At 63.1% G+C, this 18,130-nt stretch carries 15 protein-coding genes; 7 read left to right on the top strand and 8 right to left on the bottom strand.

The window, feature by feature from the left end; translation table 11 throughout:
* The first annotated feature begins 75 nt into the window (after positions 1 to 75).
* A complete protein-coding gene (locus FHU29_RS03290) occupies positions 76 to 726 on the top strand; it encodes a chymotrypsin family serine protease (RefSeq protein WP_064440152.1) in 651 nt (216 codons plus the stop codon).
* A gap of 85 nt (positions 727 to 811) precedes the next feature.
* Here the strand turns inward: FHU29_RS03290 and ilvC are convergent, their stop codons facing one another.
* From ilvC to FHU29_RS03275, 3 genes are all read right to left on the bottom strand, one after another.
* A complete protein-coding gene (gene ilvC, locus FHU29_RS03285) occupies positions 812 to 1,825 on the bottom strand; it encodes a ketol-acid reductoisomerase (protein WP_064440151.1) in 1,014 nt (337 codons plus the stop codon).
* Positions 1,826 to 1,942: 117 nt separating this feature from the next.
* Positions 1,943 to 2,446, bottom strand: coding sequence for an acetolactate synthase small subunit (gene ilvN / locus FHU29_RS03280; RefSeq protein WP_064440150.1), 504 nt, complete (start codon positions 2,444 to 2,446; stop codon positions 1,943 to 1,945).
* Positions 2,443 to 4,467, bottom strand: a complete 2,025-nt coding sequence (locus tag FHU29_RS03275) for an acetolactate synthase large subunit (RefSeq protein WP_064440149.1) — start codon at positions 4,465 to 4,467, stop codon at positions 2,443 to 2,445. Before FHU29_RS03275 ends, ilvN begins: the two co-directional genes overlap by 4 nt.
* A gap of 311 nt (positions 4,468 to 4,778) precedes the next feature.
* Here FHU29_RS03275 and FHU29_RS03270 point away from each other — a divergent pair, with 311 nt between their 5' ends.
* Entirely contained in the window at positions 4,779 to 5,222 is a 444-nt protein-coding gene (locus FHU29_RS03270; RefSeq protein WP_064440148.1) for a PH domain-containing protein, read from the top strand.
* 71 nt (positions 5,223 to 5,293) lie between these two features.
* Positions 5,294 to 7,135, top strand: a complete 1,842-nt coding sequence (gene ilvD, locus FHU29_RS03265; protein WP_064440147.1) for a dihydroxy-acid dehydratase — start codon at positions 5,294 to 5,296, stop codon at positions 7,133 to 7,135.
* Between the two features lie 71 nt (positions 7,136 to 7,206).
* Here ilvD and FHU29_RS03260 read toward each other — a convergent pair whose 3' ends face one another.
* Positions 7,207 to 8,364, bottom strand: coding sequence for a DoxX family membrane protein (locus FHU29_RS03260; protein WP_064440146.1), 1,158 nt, complete (start codon positions 8,362 to 8,364; stop codon positions 7,207 to 7,209).
* Between the two features lie 91 nt (positions 8,365 to 8,455).
* Between FHU29_RS03260 and FHU29_RS03255 the strand changes: the two genes are divergently transcribed.
* Positions 8,456 to 9,598, top strand: a complete 1,143-nt coding sequence (locus FHU29_RS03255) for a PQQ-dependent sugar dehydrogenase (protein ID WP_064440343.1) — start codon at positions 8,456 to 8,458, stop codon at positions 9,596 to 9,598.
* Positions 9,599 to 9,604: 6 nt separating this feature from the next.
* On the opposite strand, the gene gatB is transcribed toward FHU29_RS03255, so the two are convergent.
* Positions 9,605 to 11,146 (bottom strand): Asp-tRNA(Asn)/Glu-tRNA(Gln) amidotransferase subunit GatB, encoded by a 1,542-nt coding sequence (gatB, locus tag FHU29_RS03250; RefSeq protein ID WP_064440145.1) that lies wholly within the window; start codon positions 11,144 to 11,146, stop codon positions 9,605 to 9,607.
* A 22-nt stretch (positions 11,147 to 11,168) separates the two neighbouring features.
* The gene (locus tag FHU29_RS03245) at positions 11,169 to 12,200 is read right to left on the bottom strand and encodes an ATP-dependent 6-phosphofructokinase (protein WP_064440144.1); all 1,032 of its coding nucleotides are present in this window, start codon (positions 12,198 to 12,200) and stop codon (positions 11,169 to 11,171) included.
* A 221-nt stretch (positions 12,201 to 12,421) separates the two neighbouring features.
* Here FHU29_RS03245 and FHU29_RS03240 point away from each other — a divergent pair, with 221 nt between their 5' ends.
* From FHU29_RS03240 to FHU29_RS03230, 3 genes are read left to right on the top strand one after another with little or no spacing between them, the layout of a single operon-like run.
* Complete coding sequence (locus FHU29_RS03240; RefSeq protein WP_157095062.1) at positions 12,422 to 14,032, top strand: SLC13 family permease; 1,611 nt, start codon at positions 12,422 to 12,424, stop codon at positions 14,030 to 14,032.
* A 37-nt stretch (positions 14,033 to 14,069) separates the two neighbouring features.
* Entirely contained in the window at positions 14,070 to 15,662 is a 1,593-nt protein-coding gene (locus FHU29_RS03235) for a sensor histidine kinase (protein ID WP_064440143.1), read from the top strand.
* Complete coding sequence (locus tag FHU29_RS03230; protein ID WP_064440142.1) at positions 15,659 to 16,339, top strand: response regulator; 681 nt, start codon at positions 15,659 to 15,661, stop codon at positions 16,337 to 16,339. The genes FHU29_RS03235 and FHU29_RS03230 overlap by 4 nt, the downstream gene beginning before the upstream one ends.
* A 6-nt stretch (positions 16,340 to 16,345) precedes the next feature.
* On the opposite strand, the gene gatA is transcribed toward FHU29_RS03230, so the two are convergent.
* Positions 16,346 to 17,830 carry an Asp-tRNA(Asn)/Glu-tRNA(Gln) amidotransferase subunit GatA gene (gatA, locus tag FHU29_RS03225; protein ID WP_064440141.1) on the bottom strand — a complete coding sequence of 495 codons (1,485 nt, stop codon included), beginning with the start codon at positions 17,828 to 17,830 and terminating at the stop codon, positions 16,346 to 16,348.
* Positions 17,827 to 18,126, bottom strand: coding sequence for an Asp-tRNA(Asn)/Glu-tRNA(Gln) amidotransferase subunit GatC (gene gatC, locus FHU29_RS03220; RefSeq protein WP_064440140.1), 300 nt, complete (start codon positions 18,124 to 18,126; stop codon positions 17,827 to 17,829). The genes gatA and gatC overlap by 4 nt, the downstream gene beginning before the upstream one ends.
* Positions 18,127 to 18,130 lie beyond the last annotated feature (4 nt).

Below are 18,130 nucleotides of genomic sequence, written 5' to 3'. Positions count from 1 at the left end.
CCTGTGATAGTTGACACGTCGCTTGAAAGCGGACAAAGAGCTGCTGCGGCCAGGCATGAGACTAGGGGTGGCTGGATGAAACGGTTCCTCATCGTGGGTGTCGCCGTCTTCGCGGCACTTTTCATGAGCCTCCCCGCCGCCCAGGCGCAGCAGGCACGAGCCACCCTCGGCGGTGGCTCCGGGATTGTCGTCGGAGGCGACTTCCTGTGCACCCTGACAACCATTGGTTACGACAACGGCGGCCGCCTCGTTGGCTTCACCGCGGGCCACTGCGGCGGACCGGGCGCCCCTGTCACCGCGGAAGCGACACCAGGCGCCGGTGTTGTGGGCAACATTGCCCGCACCAACGGCATCCTCGACTACGCGGTGATCGTGTTCGACCCAGCCCGTGTGAACCCCGTCCGCACGGTTGGACCCACCACGATCACGGGTACCGGCGGGCCAGCGCACTTCCCGGAACTGGTGTGCAAGCAAGGCCGCTCCACTGGCCACACCTGCGGAATTTCCGTGTTCGTTGATCCTGTCTACAACGAGACATGGGGGCTGGTGTGCGTGTCTGAGGGCGACTCCGGCGGCCCAGTCACTCGAGGCACGCAGTTGATCGGCCTGGTCAGCGCCTACTTCCTGGTCCCGTGTGTCGGACCGAAGATCAGCATCAATATGGAAGCCGTTCTTGCGGATGCATTTGTCGCGGGCGGACCGGGAGCGGGCTTCCGGCCGATCTAATCGGCGCTTAACCGTTCCCGTTCTGAGACGACAAACGGGGCGTCACTCTCAGTGAGTGACGCCCCGTTGCTTATGTCGTGCTTGATCAGGCGGTTTCGGTGATCGGCCGGTCAACCCAGCTCATCAGACCGCGAAGCTTTGCGCCAACGACCTCGATCGGATGCTCCGCATTTTCTTTGCGCAGCTGCTCGAGTTCCTTGTTGCCGTTCTCGACGTTCGCCACGAGGCGCTCGACGAACTTGCCTGACGTGATGTCAGCCAGGATGTCCTGCATCCGCGACTTGGTGTCCGCATCGATGACACGCGGTCCCGAGAGGTACCCGCCGAACTCAGCAGTGTCGGAGACGGAGTAGTTCATCCGTCCGATTCCGCCCTCGTACATAAGGTCAACGATGAGCTTGAGCTCATGAAGGCACTCGAAGTAGGCGATTTCAGGTGCATAGCCAGCTTCGATCAGCACCTCGAAGCCGGTCTGGACCAGCTTCTCTGTGCCACCGCAGAGCACAGCCTGCTCACCGAACAGATCGGTTTCGGTTTCCTCAGCGAAGGTGGTCTTGATGACACCCGCACGGGTGCCGCCGATCGCCTTTGCGTAGGAGAGGCCGAGGGCGAGGCCTTCACCTTTCGGGTCCTGCTCGACAGCGACGAGCGCGGGTACACCCTTGCCGTCTTCGAACTGACGGCGAACGAGGTGGCCCGGGCCCTTCGGCGCGACCATCGCAACAGTGACCTCAGCGGGCGGTTTGATCAGCCCGAAGCGGATGTTCAGACCGTGACCGAAGAAGAGCGCGTCACCGTCCTTGAGGTTCGGCTCGATGTCGTTCGTGTAGATCGAAGCCTGGGCGGTGTCCGGCGCCAGGATCATAATCACGTCAGCCCACTCGGCAGCTTCTGCCGGGGTGAGGACCTGCAGACCCTGTTCCTCTGCCTTTGCCCGGGACTTCGAGCCTTCCTTGAGGCCGACGCGCACATCGACACCTGAGTCCCGAAGGCTCAGCGAGTGCGCATGTCCCTGGCTGCCGTATCCAATAACGGCCACCTTGCGGCCCTGGATGATCGACAAGTCGGCATCGTCGTCATAGAAAATCTCGACGGCCACGTGTGAATTCCCTTCTGCACTAGTGAGGTACGGGCGATCGCGCCGCACACGGTTAAACGATGTATCCGGGGCACCGCCTTGAATACCAATTTTCTGAAGGCGACACCCCGGATGAGGCTAGCGGGTCGCGCTGATCGACTTGGGACCGCGCCCCAAAGCGACGACGCCTGACTGGACGAGCTCCCGGATTCCGAAAGGTTCGAGCACCTTGAGTAGGGCTTCGAGCTTCGTCGGGGTGCCGGTAGCTTCGATAGTGAGCGATTCTGGCGATACGTCAACTATCTTCGCCCGGAAGAGCTGTGCAGCTTCGATTACCTGCGCGCGTGAAGCGGTGTCAGCCCGGACCTTGATCAGAACAAGTTCACGAGCCACCGAGTTCTCGGAGTCCTGTTCGACAATCTTCAGGACATTGATGAGCTTGTTCAGCTGCTTGGTGACCTGCTCAAGGGGCTGTTCATCGACGATGACGACGATGGTCATCCGCGACATGCCCTTGATTTCGGTCGGTCCGACCGCGAGGGACTCGATGTTGAACCCCCGGCGGGAGAACAGGGACGCCACTCGTGCTAGCACGCCTGGTTTGTCCTCGACGAGAACGCTGAGCGTGTGCGTAGTTCTCACTTGGTGTCGTCCCCTTCTGCACTTTGTTTGCGCTGCTGCTCCCGGTATGCGACAGCCTGGTCTTCAGTCTGAATGACGCTGTGGAGCTTCGCCGGCGACTCCCCGGCCGACTCGTCTTCGTCGAACAGTGGCCGGATGCCGCGGGCGGCCATGATTTCTGTGTTGCTGGTGCCTGCAGCGACCATTGGCCACACCTGAGCGTCAGCGCCGACGATGAAGTCGATGACGACCGGGCGGTCGTTGATCTCCTGCGCCTTCTTGATGGCGGGGATGACGTCTTCTTCTTTGTCGACACGAATGCCCACACAGCCGAGGGCCTCGGCCAGCTTGACGAAATCCGGGATGCGCAGGGAGTGGGTGGAGAGATCGGTGCTGGAGTACCGCTCCTCGTAGAAGAGGTTCTGCCACTGACGCACCATGCCGAGGTTGCCGTTGTTGATGAGCGCAACCTTGATCGGCACGCCTTCGATCGCGCAGGTGGCGAGTTCCTGGTTGGTCATCTGGAAGCAGCCATCACCGTCGATCGCCCACACTTCCGTGTCGGGCACGCCCATTTTGGCGCCCATCGCAGCAGGAACGGCGTACCCCATGGTCCCGAGACCGCCTGAGTTCAGCCAGGTGCGCGGCTTTTCGTAGCGGATGAATTGCGCTGCCCACATCTGATGCTGGCCGACGCCAGCCACGTACACGGCTTCCGGACCGGCGAGCTTACCGAGCTGCTCGATGACATACTCCGGCGACAGTGAACCGTCACTCTGCGGACCGTAGCTCAGCGGGTACGTTTCCCGCACACCGCTCAAGTACTTCCACCACTCGGAAATGTCGGGGACACGGCCGGTCTGACGGTCCGACGCGATCGCATCGGTGAGTTCGACGATGACTTCCTTGCAGTCACCGACGATGGGCACATCGGCGTGGCGGTTCTTGCCGATTTCGGCTGGGTCGATATCTGCATGGATGATCTTCGCATCTGGCGCGAAAGTCGACAGCTTCCCGGTGACACGGTCATCGAACCGCGCACCGAGAGTGATAAGGAGGTCACTGCGCTGCAGTGCCGCAACCGCCGCGACGGTGCCGTGCATACCGGGCATGCCGAGGTTCAGGTCGTGGCTGTCTGGGAAGGCGCCGCGCGCCATCAGCGTGGTGACGACGGGGATGCCGCTCAGCTCCGCGAGTTTCAGCAGCTGTTCCGAGGCTTCTGCCTTCATAACACCGCCGCCGACGTACAGCACCGGTTTCTTCGCGGCAGCGATCAGGCGGGAAGCCTCGCGCACCTGCTTGCCGTGGGGTTTGGTCACCGGACGATATCCGGGCAGTCGCATCTCTGGCGGCCAGACGAAGTTCATGTCGCCCTGCAGCACGTCCTTGGGAATGTCGACGAGAACCGGTCCGGGCCGTCCGCTTGAAGCAAGGTAGAAGGCTTCAGCCATCACTCGCGGGATGTCGTCGCCTTCCGTGACGAGGAAGTTGTGTTTGGTCACCGGCATTGTGATACCGGCGATGTCGGCTTCCTGGAAGCCGTCCGTACCGATGAGCGGGCGGCCGACCTGGCCTGTGATCGCGACCATCGGCACCGAATCCATGTAGGCGTCCGCAAGTGGGGTGACGAGGTTGGTGGCGCCGGGTCCTGACGTCGCCATACACACACCGACCTTGCCGGTGGCCTGGGCGTACCCAGTCGCGGCGTGACCGGCGCCCTGCTCGTGCCTCACAAGCACATGGCGCACCTTTTTGGAATCAAGCATCGGGTCGTATACCGGGAGGATCGCGCCGCCGGGAATACCGAAGACGATGTCCGCGTGTAGCTCTTCAAGCGATCGTACGACCGCCTGGGCTCCGGTCATTCGTTCAGGCGCTCCGGGACGGGTCGTCGGCAAACTGGCCGGCGTCGCCCCCACTCCTGTGTCGGTGCGCTGCCCACTCTGGGCACCACTGGCCTCACTCTGCCGCGCGGAAGCGTGTCCCGCGGCGGAATGTCCTGGCTGCGGGCCTGGCGTTGGCCGTGCTGTCGGTGCACTCACTGCAAGTTCCTCTTGTTGGTTCCGGCAATCCTCGGTTCGTGCCGTGATCTGGATCACTCCACATGCTACTGCGGGCACGAAAAAACCCCCGCTCGCAGGTCTCTGCGGAACGAGGGTGCGCGTCGTGCTGGCGGATACGTTCGAAAACGACTCAGGCGACGACGCGCAAGCCGATTACGAGTACCGCAGTTATGTTCACGCGACCGACGCTAATGAAGACCTGCTCCTGGCGTCAATCTGATTCATCCCTGCATCCCACATTTCGGGATGCCTGGACGGGGGTGTTTGGACCGGGATGCGAGTATGGAGGGGTGCCCGAAGCAGACTCAGTAAAGCCAGCAGAACCACAAGGCCCGCTGCCGCAGCGAGAACGGCCGGTACAAACCATCCGCATCTCGCGCCTGACGCTGCTGGGAGTCCTCCTCCTCGCTGTGTGTGTAGCTGTCCCGGCGAGTGCCCAGCCCGTCCTGTTCGGATGGCTCGGCGCAATCCCGATTGTTCTCGCAATCTGGATTTTGCGAGTCCGTACAAGGGTATCTGAGAGCGCCGTTGATGTACGAACCTTGCGCGGCACACGTCACATTTCTTGGAGCGACATCAAAGGGCTCACCTTCCCGAAGTACAAGTCAGCCCGGGCAGTCCTCCACGACGGAAGCTCAGTACCTCTGCCCGCCGTGACGTTCAATGACTTGCCTAAGATCACACCTCTCAGCGGCGGCCGGATCCCCGACCTGCACGCGTCCGCCCAAAAATAGATCGAGCCCGGAACTGACGCTGCCTAGAGTGATTGGTTCCCCACTTTCCCGACAACGAGGTACTCAGCACCATGCCGCCCTTGAGATCCCGCACAACAACCGTCGGCCGAAACGCAGCCGGCGCCCGCGCCCTATGGCGTGCGACCGGTATGACCGACTCCGATTTCGGAAAGCCGATCGTGGCCATCGCCAACTCGTACACCCAGTTCGTACCGGGCCATGTGCACCTCAAGGATCTCGGCGAGATCGTTGCTGAGGCGGTCCGCGAAGCGGGTGGAGTCGCGCGCGAGTTCCACACCATCGCCGTCGACGACGGCATCGCCATGGGCCACGGCGGCATGCTCTATTCGCTGCCAAGCCGGGAAATCATTGCCGACTCAGTTGAGTACATGGTCAACGCGCACACCGCCGATGCGCTGGTGTGCATCTCGAACTGCGACAAGATCACACCGGGAATGCTCAACGCAGCGATGCGCCTCAACATACCGACCGTTTTCGTCTCCGGCGGGCCGATGGAAGCAGGCAAAGCCGTCGTCGTCGACGGCGTGGCGCACGCGCCCACGGACCTCGTGACCGCGATCTCCGCGAGTGCCAACCCCGCGGTAGACGATGCTGGGCTCGATGAAGTCGAGCGGTCCGCCTGCCCGACCTGCGGTTCCTGTTCCGGCATGTTCACCGCCAACTCCATGAATTGCCTCACCGAGGCGCTTGGCCTCGCGTTGCCAGGCAACGGCTCGACTCTTGCGACGCATGCGTACCGTCGCGAGCTATTCACCCGTGCCGGAAAAGTCATCGTTGATGCGGCTGCCCGGTACTACCGCGACGACGACGAGTCGGTCCTGCCGCGCAACATCGCAACCAAGGCCGCCTTCGGCAACGCAATGGCGCTCGATGTGGCAATGGGCGGGTCAACGAATACCGTTCTGCACATCCTCGCCGCCGCTGAAGAAGGCGAGATCGATTTCACCCTCGAAGACATCGATGCGATCAGCCGTAAGGTGCCCTGCCTCGCGAAGGTCTCACCGAACTCCGATTACCACATGGAGGACGTTCATCGCGCTGGCGGGATCCCCGCCATTCTGGGTGAGCTGCGGCGCGGCGGTCTGCTCGACGACTCTCTCAGCACCGTGCACACCCCGTCGATGGGTGAATGGCTCGACGCCTGGGACATCCGCTCACCGCAGGCGAGTGAGGAAGCACGGGCACTCTTTCTTGCCGCACCTGGCGGAGTCCGCACGACCGAACCCTTCTCCACGTCGAACGTCTGGGCCTCCCCCGATATCGACGCAGAAGGCGGATGCATTCGGGACGTGGAACACGCGTACACGAAGGACGGCGGGCTTGCTGTGCTCCGCGGGAACCTCGCACCGAATGGCGCCGTGATCAAAACAGCCGGAATCGACGAGGCGCTGTGGCGCTTCCAGGGGCCCGCGCGCGTGGTCGAGAGCCAGGAAGAAGCAGTCAGCGTCATTCTCCGGCGCGAGATCCAGCCCGGGGACATCCTCGTCGTCCGGTACGAGGGCCCCGCGGGCGGGCCAGGCATGCAGGAAATGCTGCACCCAACGGCATTCCTCAAGGGTGCCGGGCTGGGCGCGAAATGTGCGCTCATCACCGATGGACGCTTCTCTGGCGGGACCTCAGGCATCTCCGTCGGACACATGTCGCCAGAAGCGGCCGCAGGTGGCGCAATCGGCCTCGTCGAGGATGGGGACCAGATCCTGATCGATATACGCAGCCGCACACTCGCGCTGCTTATCGACGAGGATGTGCTCGAGGAGCGGCGCGCCAAGATGGAGGCGACAGAACGCCCCTGGCGTCCGCGCGAGCGCCAGCGTCCGGTCACCACCGCGCTGCGCGCCTATGCCGCTTTGGCCACGTCGGCCGACCGCGGTGCGGTGCGCGAGGTCCGCTGACCCGGAAACACAATCGGGAAGGATTTTCCCTCTTGGCGAGGGAGAATCCTTCCCGATTCCCAGCGGATAGATCAGACTTGGCCGCTGAGGAAAATCCACGCGCACGCGCCACCGACAATGCCGAGGAACAGAAGCACACTCGATCCCCAGCGTGGCCGTGTCGACCATCCTGCACTGCGTTCCATACTGATGCGTCCGGGGCCGGTGAGTGCGAGCGCACCCGCGGCGACAGCGAGCACGAGCGCTACTTCCAGTTCGGGCGTGCCGATGCCCTGTAAGCCCGGCTCTGCGGTTTGGTGAGCAAGCCAGACGTTCATCAGCGCTGCGACGGACACCGCCGCACCGACGGGTGTCGCAAGTCCCAGGAGCAGGAGCAGGCCACCGCCTATCTGGGCGCTCATCACCGCGATCGCGACGATGCTGGCGGACTGATAGCCCGCGTCGGCGAACAGCGTCTCAAGGCCACCCATGCCGAGCCCACCGGACTGCCCAAGCAGGTGGCGCACGCCATCAGCAATAAGGGCGCCACCGATCAGCAAGCGCAGAATGAACAAACCGAATTCGAGTGTGCCGCGCCCCTCCGGGACTACTTGCGCGGGCGGGACCGCGACTGGTTCTCGCTGCATGTCCTCTTGCATGGGACTGTAGGCAGACTGTGCACCGGCCGCACCGGCCCCCCACGGGTCCTGCTCGCCATAGGGCTGCTGGGACGCAAACGGACCTGTCGCAGCACCCGGACCGCCAGGAACATACGACATCTCTTCGGGCCTCTCTAGGATTTCGGTGTGAGCACTGCTGTATGCCTGCGGCGGGGCCGGGTCCTGAACTGGTATTTGCTCAGTGGCTTCAGACTCGCGAAGACCGAGGTCGTCGTCGTCAACGAGCGGAGTGTAGCCAGCCGTGGCTGAGGGGCGCGGAGGACGTCCGCGCGTCACCTGCGCGCCATACTCGCCCGGCGTAGCCACAGGTTCGGTTGCCGCCCCTGTCTCTGTTCCCGGCCGTGACCAGGCAAAGCCAGGTGCTGTGTCACTGCCGCCGGCGGCATCGCCGAAATCCCCACTCTGGTCGTCAGGCTGCACGGTGGGCATCGCTTCCGTCGCCGGGCCAGAATCCGCGTCAGCAGCGCCCTTCGCCGGAATCTCCTCAGTGTTCTGGTCGAACGGACTGGGGGCCGTGGCTGGGGCGTCATACGGCTGCGGATCGCTGGCGTCATCACGCTTGTCGGTCATGGTCACCAGCGTAGGTCCGAATGGGGGGCAGAGTCCGGTAGGCAAGTGGCGTGCCACGGAAGGACGGCGTGTTTTCGGTTACGTTGGTGGCATGTCACATGCGCATCGGGCACGTCCGGCGGCGACCATGGCGGTCACAGCAGGCCTGCTCGGTTTCGTTGCACTCAGCGGGTGCGCGAGGTTTGACGACTCGCTCGCATCGCCGTTTGAACCCGAACCCACCGCCGGCGGTTTCGCGGAACTCGTTCCGCCCGACCCCAACCAGACGCCGACCACTGAAGACGAGGCTCCGGAAGAAGAGGGCCCCTGCGTAGATCCCGATCCGGCCGTGATAGCCACCTGCCTTGAACCGACGGCAGGTCTCACCGTGCTGCCGGGGGGCGGCGCCGCACTCGTAACCGAGCGAACGACGGGAAGGGTCCTTACTGTCGCGCCGGAGACCGAACCGGACGAGTTCACCCAGATCGACGTCGACGGCAGCGGGGATGGCGGGCTCCTCGATGTCGCGCTATCCCCCACGTTCTTTGAGGATCGGCTGCTTTTCGCCTACATCTCGACGCCTTCAGATAACCGGGTCGTGCGTGTCGCTCCGGGCGACACGCCCCGTCCGGTCCTTACCGGCATCCCTAAGGGCAGTACCGGCAACGGTGGTTCGATCTCGTTCGACGCTGCCGGTGGCCTGGTCATCCGCACCGGCGATGCGGGAGATCCTGCCGCCGCGGCAAATCCCGGATCACTCGCGGGGAAGATACTGCGGCTCGCTTCGCCGTCTCCTGCGAACCCGGGCGATCCGCAAATCGTCGCGAGCGGCCTCACCGGTACCGGCGGCGCGTGCACGGACCCCGTCACCGGGACGCTGTATGCGACCGACCGCACGCCGGGCGGCGATCGCCTCGTCCGCGTGGGCGACGCCGGCTCGCTCGAACCCCTGTGGGTGTGGAGCGACTCGCCGGGAACTTCGCAGTGCGCGGCGCTGGACAACGAGATCGCGGTGGCGCTCGTTGGCGGTGAAGCCGTGAGCTTCGTCGAAATCAGCAGTGAGACAGGCATTGTCACCGGCGACCCAGTGTTCGCGGTGGAAGGCCGCTACGGTCAGGTTTACGGTGCCGCCCGGGGGCCTGAGGGCGAAGTGTGGGCCGGGACGGTGAACAAGGCCTCCGGGGACCCCGTCGACAGTGATGACCGTGTGTTCATCATTCCGCCGGACGGGGGCGGCGGAATCAGCCCAGACTAAGGCTTCTCAGGACTGCCCACATGCTTCGATGACGAGTTCCTTGACTCGCGCAGGGTCGGCCTGCCCCTTGGTTGCCTTCATCACGGCACCGACGATCGCGCCAGCCGCCTGCACCTTGCCGCTGCGGATCTTCTCAACGATTCCAGGGTTGGCGGCGATCGCGTCGTCGACAGCTTTCTGGAGCACCGAGTCGTCACGCACGATTTCCAGGCCACGCGACTTCATGACCGTCTCCGGGTCTCCCTCACCAGCGAGAACACCGTCTACAACTTCACGCGCGAGTTTGTTGGTCAGCTTGCCGCTGCTGACAAGCTCGGCGACGGCAGCGACGTGCGCAGGGGTGATCGGCAGTTCTTCTAATGCAACCCCTTCGACGTTGGCTTTCTGTGTCAAATACGACACCCACCAGGAGCGGGCGGCCTCGGCAGGTGCGCCCGCGTCCACCGTCGTAATGATCAGGTCAAGTGCGCCGGCGTTGATGATGTCGCGCATCACCTCGGCTGACACGCCCCAGTCAGCCTGAATCCGCGCACGGCGGATCCAGGGAAGCTCCGGGAGCGTCCCGCGTAGTTCTTCGATCCATTCAGCGTCGGGCTCAACGGGCTGCAGATCGGGGTCTGGGAAGTACCTGTAGTCATCGGCGGTTTCTTTCGGCCGTCCCGCGCTGGTCGTCCCGCCGGCTTCCTGGAAGTGCCGTGTCTCCAGAATGATCTCGCCGCCTGCCTGCAGCACCGCTGCTTGACGGCGCATTTCGTACCGCACCGCTACCTCGACACTTTTCAGCGAGTTCACGTTCTTGGTCTCCGTGCGGGTGCCGAACTCCTTCGCCCCGATCGGCTTGAGCGACACGTTCGCGTCGCAGCGCAGCGAGCCCTGGTCCATACGAACATCGGACACGTCGAGCGCCTTGAGCAAGTCCCTCAACGCACCCACATAGGCGCGCGCGACCTCCGGCGCCCGCGCGCCGGCACCCTCGATTGGTTTGCTGACGATCTCGATCAGCGGCACGCCGGCACGGTTGTAGTCGAGCAGTGAATGAGTCGCGCCTTCGATCCGGCCGGTCGCACCACCCACGTGGAGAAGCTTGCCGGTGTCTTCTTCCATGTGGGCGCGTTCAATGCCGACGCGGAACGTCTCGCCGTCATCAAGCACAACATCGAGGTAACCGTGGGAGGCAATCGGTTCCTCATACTGGGAGATCTGGTAGTTCTTGGGCTGATCTGGGTAGAAATAGTTCTTGCGCGCGAACTGGCTCCACGGCGCAATCGAGCAGTTCAGCGCGAGACCAATCCGGATCGCCGATTCGACTGCGGCTTTGTTGACAACTGGGAGCGCACCAGGAAGCCCCAGGCACACGGGGCACACCTGGGTGTTCGGTTCGGCACCGAAAGTGGTCGGGCAGGGACAGAACATTTTTGTAGCGGTGTGCAGCTCAACGTGGACCTCCATACCGAGCACAGGCTCGTAAATTTCGAGGACCTCGTCGTATTCAAGCGGTTCCACAGTCTGTCCGTTTCGGGGAGCGTCGATCCGGGGGCTCGCAGTCATGACTGAGCAGTCTATTCGAGTTTCAGCCGAAGAATGCCGCGGCCTCGTCGTAGCGGTTCCGCGGGACCACCTTCAGGTGGTCGACGGCTTCCCCGAGTGAAACGAGCTCGATCTCGCTTCCCCGGAGCGCGACCATCTTGCCGTGTTCTCCCGTATGCGCCGCGTCAGTCGCGTTGATACCGAACCGCGTCGCGAGGACCCGGTCGTAAGCGGTGGGAGTGCCGCCACGCTGGACATGGCCGAGCACCGTGGTACGAACTTCCTTGCCGATGCGCCGCTCAATTTCCGCGCCGAGTTGCTGGGCCACCCCGGTGAACCGCTTGTGACCGAATTCGTCGACACCGCCTTCGCGCAGCGTCATCGAGTCGGGTTTCGGCTCAGCGCCCTCGGCGACGACACAGATGAAATGGCTGTCCCCGCGCTGGAAACGGCGTTTGACCATCGAGCAGACCTCGTCGACATCGAAGGGCTGCTCTGGAATGAGGGTGAGGTGCGCACCAGCGGCGAGCCCGGAGTGCAGTGCGATCCAGCCAGCGTGGCGCCCCATCACTTCCACCAGCATGACACGCTGATGTGACTCCGCTGTGGTGTGCAGCCGGTCGATCGCTTCCGTCGCGATCGCGAGTGCAGTGTTGAAACCGAACGTGTAGTCGGTGCACGCGATGTCGTTGTCGATCGTTTTCGGCACTCCGACGACCGGGACACCCGATTCGGATAGCCAGTGTGCCGCCGTCAGCGTGCCTTCTCCACCGATAGGAATCAGCACGTCAATGCCGTTGTCATCGAGCGTCTGCTGGATGCGGTCCAGCCCCGAACGAAGGATTTCGGGGTTCACCCGGGCGGTGCCGAGAATGGTGCCGCCGCGCGCGAGTATCGAGTCAACTCGGTCGTCGAATCGAAGCCGCTCTTTCCGGTCCTCGAGCAGCCCGCGCCACCCATCCCGAAATCCGACGACAGAACTGCCATAACGGTTCTCGCTCGTGCGGACAATTGCCCGGATGACTGCGTTCAGCCCAGGGCAGTCGCCGCCACCTGTGAGAATCCCTATCCGCATGCCACCCTCCGGTTATCACGCAAGCAAGCAATCAGCCAGACAATCAGGTACTGACCTTACGGGAATCCGGACGGAACAGTGACGCTGTCGAACCAGGGCCGTGGCATGAATCGGACGTTTCGCTGTTCGCGACCATTAAGAACACAACGGCGACAGCCGGGGTGGTAGCTGACACATTCAGATCACAACGTAAGCGAAGTCACGTTTCGGAGGTGTCACCTATGACCACCACAACACTAGAGGATGCGGAGGAACGAGCCAGAGGCTCTGCCGGTCCCCGCCCGGGGGCAGACGAGGCCCTGCTTCCTCAAGGAAGGCTCTGGTTCGGCCGACTGCTCGGGCCTGCTCTGGGCCTCGTTGCCTACTTACTCATCCCAGCCGACGACGCGCTCTCGAGCGCCGCACGTATCACTGCCGCCGTGGCGATCGTCATCGCAGTCTGGTGGATGACCGAGGCGCTGCCACTGTCCGTGACATCGCTTGTGCCAATCGTGGCGTTCCCCACCCTCGGAGTGCTCGAACTCTCCGAGGCGACGGCACCTTACGCTTCGCCAACGGTTTTCCTGTTCATGGGTGGCTTCATCATCGCGCTCGCGATGCAAAAGTGGAACCTGCACAAACGGATCGCACTTCTTGTGATGCGCGCTGTGGGAACGAAACCGCGACAACTCATCCTCGGTGTCATGATTGCCACCGCGTTCTTGTCGATGTGGGTGAGCAACACAGCGACGACCCTCATGATGCTCCCTATCGGCATCAGTGTCCTGGCTCTTGTTGCCGCTAAAAAGGGCATCGACTCGGCGGCTGAGGGCACCGGGCCCGTATCTGACATCTTCGCTGACAAAGACACAAAGAACTTCGCCACAAGCCTCATGCTGGCGATTGCGTTCGCCGCGACCATCGGCGGCCTTGCGACACTGATCGGCAGCCCGCCGAACCTGATCCTCGCGGGCTTCATCGAGGAAACCTACTCAGACATCACCATCACCTTCGCCGACTGGATGAAGGTCGGCGTACCTCTGGCCGTGGTCTTTCTCTTTATCGCCTGGGTGCTGCTCACTCGCGTCATTTACCCGACGAAGCTGACCAACGTCGTTGGCGGCAAAGAAATCATCCAGCGCGAACTCGACAAACTCGGTCCGATGTCACGCGGTGAATGGGTTGTTCTGCTCGTCTTCGCGACCACTGCGATGCTCTGGGTATTCCGCACTCCGCTGACGGAATGGGACGCACTCACCGAGCGGCTTCCGTTCATCACCAACCTCGATGACGCCACCATCGGTATCGCCGCGGCGATTGCGCTGTTCATGATTCCTGCGGCTGTCAAGAATGGCCGTGCCGCGATGGCCATGGACTGGAAAACCGCGCAGGCCGGCATCCCCTGGGGTGTTCTCCTGCTCTTTGGCGGCGGTCTGAGCCTCGCGAAAGCGGTCCAGGAAACGGGTCTGAGCACCTACATCGGAACCAAGGTCGATGGTTTCGGCGTGCTGCCCACGGTCCTGATGATCGCGGCCGTGTGCTTACTGATCCTTGGCCTCACGGAGCTGACGAGCAACACCGCCACCGCGGCGACGTTCCTGCCCGTCCTCGGCGGAGTCGCGCTCGGCCTCGGAATCGACCCGATGCTGCTCCTCGTTCCCGCTGCGTTTGCCGCGACATGCAGCTTCATGCTCCCCGTCGGCACCCCGCCGAACGCGATCGTATTCGGCTCCGGATACGTGACCATGGGCCAGATGATCCGCGCCGGTGTGTGGCTGAATATCATCGGCGTCTTCCTGATCACGGGTGCAGTCCTCCTTCTGGGCAGCTGGGGAATGGGAATAAGCCTCTGAATCTCCCGGTTCCATCGTGATCTGGAACACTTGGACGATGCGACGACCGCTCAGCCTTGCACAGCAACTCTTTGCTCTGCAGCTGGCGGTCATCGCTCTTCTCGTGATCGCCGGATCAGCGCTCGCCTACTTCGATACCAGGCGGATCAGCGAAGCTGCCGCAGAACGGCGCGTACTAGTGCTTGCATCGGCCCTCGCTGAACTCTCCGAAGTACATGAGGCACTGGGCAGTGAAGATCCGGCAGCTCAGCTTCAGCCACTCGCATCGACCCTCGTCGCAGCAACCGGGAGCGACTTCATTGTGTTCATGGCGCCGGACCGCACTCGCTTTTCGCACCCCGACGAGTCACTCATCGGGCAGCCGTACATCGGTTCTGTCGATGCTGCGCTGGCGGGCGGGGTCGTCACCGAAACGTACGAGGGCACTCTCGGCCCGTCAGTTCGCGCGGTCGTTCCCATCCGCCCCGCCACTGATGGCAGCACCGAGATCACCGCGCTCGTGTCGATCGGCATACTGCAGCAGCAGCTAGGAAGGGAGGTCAGGGAGCGAGTTCCCCTGCTTATCGGCACTGCGGGCGGGGCGCTCCTCATTGCCGCTGGTGGCACGTTGCTGATCAGCCGGCGGCTCAGCCGCCAGACACTCGGGCTGGGACCCACGGAAATCACGCGGATGTACGAGCAGCATGATGCTGTGCTGCACGCCGTCCGCGAAGGGCTGCTCATCGTCGACACGGAGGGCCGGCTCATTCTCGCCAATGACGAGGCGCAGCGGCTTCTTGGCCTGTCCGAAGCCGCGGAGAACAGACCCGTCAGTGAACTCGGGCTCGATCAACCGCTCACACTGCTGCTGACAAGCGGCGAACCAGTTGCTGACCGTTTGATCGTTTTCCGCGACCGTGTGCTTGTGGTGAACACAGAAATCGCGCAGAAGGACTCGCGGACACTCGGCACTGTGACGACCCTGCGCGACCATACTGAACTTGAAACACTTACTGGTGAACTCGACTCTGCGCGTGGCTTCGCCGAGGCGCTGCGCGCACAAGCTCACGAATCCGCGAACCGCCTGCACACCGTTGTGACGATGATCGAGCTGGGTCAGCCGGAGAAGGCCGTCGAGTTCGCGACCGTCGAACTTCAGGCTGCTCAGCAACTGACAGATCGCGTCCTCGGGGCGGTGGAGGAACCAGCACTGGCGGCACTGCTTCTCAGCAAGGCAGCGCAGGCGCACGAAAAGGGTGTTGAACTCATCATCTCGGAAGACACAGCCGTCACGATCCAGGACGTCTCCCCAAGAGACCTGGTCACGATCGTGGGCAACCTCGTCGATAACGCTATCGATGCCGCCGTCGCCGCCCCACCGCCACGACGGGTATCTGTATCAGCGATGACCGGTGAAAGCGCCTTCGTTCTGACTGTCACGGATACCGGCAAAGGTGTCGATTCTCAGCATATCGACGACATCTTCACACGCGGCTGGTCCACGAAAACCGCGGAAGCGCCGCATGGACGCGGGCTCGGGTTAGCTCTCGTCAAGCAGATACTGGCCAAGTACAGCGGCACAATTGAGGTGGAGGCTAATGGGGGAACCGTGTTGACTGTTCGTCTCCCGGCAAGCAGGGGTGACCGTTGATCAAGACGCTCATAGTCGAAGACGACGCGCGTATCGCCGACGCGCATGCTCAGTACGTCGCTCGTGTGAGCGGGTTTGCCGTCGCAGGTGTTGTGAGCAGCGGGGCCCGGGCATGGGAGTTCCTTGGGGCGCATGATGTCGACCTCATCTTGCTGGACTTCTACCTGCCCGACATGACGGGCCTCGATGTATGCCGCGGGCTCCGGGCCCGTGGGCACCTCGTGGACATCATCGCGATCACCTCAGCTCGCGATGTGCAGATCGTCCGCTCCGTCGTTGCCTACGGCGTGGTGCACTATCTGCTGAAACCGTTTACCTTTGCGGCGTTCAAGGCGAAGCTCGAGAGCTACCGTGAGTTCCGGGAACAGCTCACGCAGTCCGGCACTGACACTGCCCAGCAAGATGTGGACCGGGCACTTGGCGCGCTGCGCGGTGGGCATAGTGCACCCCCTCCTAAGGGGATGAGCGAAACTACCCTGACGGCCGTAGTCGATGCTCTCCGAATGCATACCGAGGCAGGCATTTCGGCTAGTGACCTCGCCGACGAACTTGGCATGGCGCGCGTGACCACTCGCCGATACCTCGAACATCTCGTCGAGCAGGGCGTCGCTGATCGCGCTCCCCGCTACGGCAGCCAGGGGCGCCCGGAAATGATCTTCCGGTGGCGCCGCCGCTGACCGCACTCAGACAGCCGCAGGAAGCGGCCCCCGCGCAGCTTCATATGCCGCACCAATCCGGTACAGGCGCTCATCCGCAAGTGCGGGCGCCATGATCTGCAGCCCTACAGGCAGTCCGTCATCGGGGGACAAACCAGCTGGAACTGACATTGCGCAATGACCAGCAAGGTTTGTGGGCAGCGTGCAGAGGTCGGAGAGGTACATCGCGATCGGATCGTCAACCTTCTCGCCGAGCTGCCACGCGGTGAAGGGGCTGGTAGGCGCGACCAGGACGTCAACCTGCTCGTACGCTGCATCGAAGTCCCGTGCGATCAGGGTCCGCACTTTCAGCGCCTGGCCGTAATAGGCGTCGTAATACCCCGCGGAGAGCGCGTAGGTACCGATCATGATCCGTCGCTTGACCTCTTTGCCAAATCCCGCGGAACGGGTCTCAGCCATCACTTGCTCGGCGCTTCTGGTCCCGTCATTGCCCACTCGCAGTCCGTACCGCATCGCATCAAACCGTGCGAGGTTCGACGACACTTCGCTCGGCAGGATCAGATAGTAGGCAGCAAGTGCATACGTGAAATGTGGGCACGACACTTCGACTACTTCGGCGCCGAGACCTCGCAGCGCTTCCACCGCCTTGTCGAAGGTGCTGATGACACCGGGCTGGTACGAGTCCGAGTGCAGCTCCTTGACCACACCCACCCGGACGCCGCTGAGGCTGCCCTCCGCACCTTCCTTCGCGGCCTGGACGACTGGGCGGACGGGCGTGTCGATCGAGGTGGAGTCACGCGGGTCGTGCCCGGCGATCACCTCGTGCAGCAGCGCAGTGTCGAGAACAGTGCGGGCACACGGCCCACCCTGATCCAGAGACGACGCGCAGGCGACGAGCCCGAAGCGCGAGACAGTTCCGTAAGTGGGTTTCACGCCCACGGTGGACGTCATCGCGGCGGGCTGACGGATCGAGCCGCCGGTGTCAGTTCCGATCGCCAATGGCGCTTCGAAAGCGGCCAGCGCTGCGGCTGAGCCGCCTCCTGAACCGCCCGGAATGCGTTTCTCACCCCAGGGGTTGAGGGTAGGCCCATACGCCGAGTTTTCAGTGGATGACCCCATCGCGAACTCGTCCATGTTCGTCTTACCGAGGATGGGGATTCCGGCCTGCCGCAGTCGAGCCGTCAGCGTGGCGTCATACGGCGGCACCCACCCCTCGAGAATCTTCGATGCGCAAGTGGTGGGCATGTCGGAGGTCGTGAAAACGTCTTTGAGCGCGAGAGGCACACCAGCGAGCGGTGAGAGCATTTCATCACCGCGTGCTAACGCCTCATCCACAGCCTGGGCCGCCGAGAGCGCTTCGTCATCCGCAATGTGCAGGAAGGCGTTGTACTGCCCGTCGACCGCACGAATACGGTCCAGGTGGGCTTGCGTGACCTCAACAGCAGACACCTCGCGGGAATGGATCTTGTCCGCGAGTTCCGCCGCCGAAAGCCGTGTCACATCGTCCGTCACTGTTCTTCCCCCAGGATCTGAGGCACAGCAAAGCGACTTTCGTCGACCTCGGGAGCGCCGGATAGCGCCTGCTCCTGCGTCAAACCTGGCTGGATGACGTCGTCACGCCAGACGTTGGCGGTCGCTGCGGGATGCGCTGTCGCGGGAACATCGTCAGCAGCTACCTCGGAGACAGCCTTGACGTGGTTGAGAATCGAGTCGAGCTGGCCAGCGAACTCGTCGAGTTCCGCTTCGGTCAGCGCAAGCCGGGACAACCGGGCGAGGTGGGCAACCTCGTCGCGGGAGATGGCAGGCACTGCT

This window comes from Hoyosella altamirensis, from assembly GCF_014191505.1.
Taxonomy (GTDB): Bacteria; Actinomycetota; Actinomycetes; order Mycobacteriales; family Mycobacteriaceae; genus Hoyosella; species Hoyosella altamirensis.
This window is presented reverse-complemented; position numbering and strand designations above follow the sequence as displayed.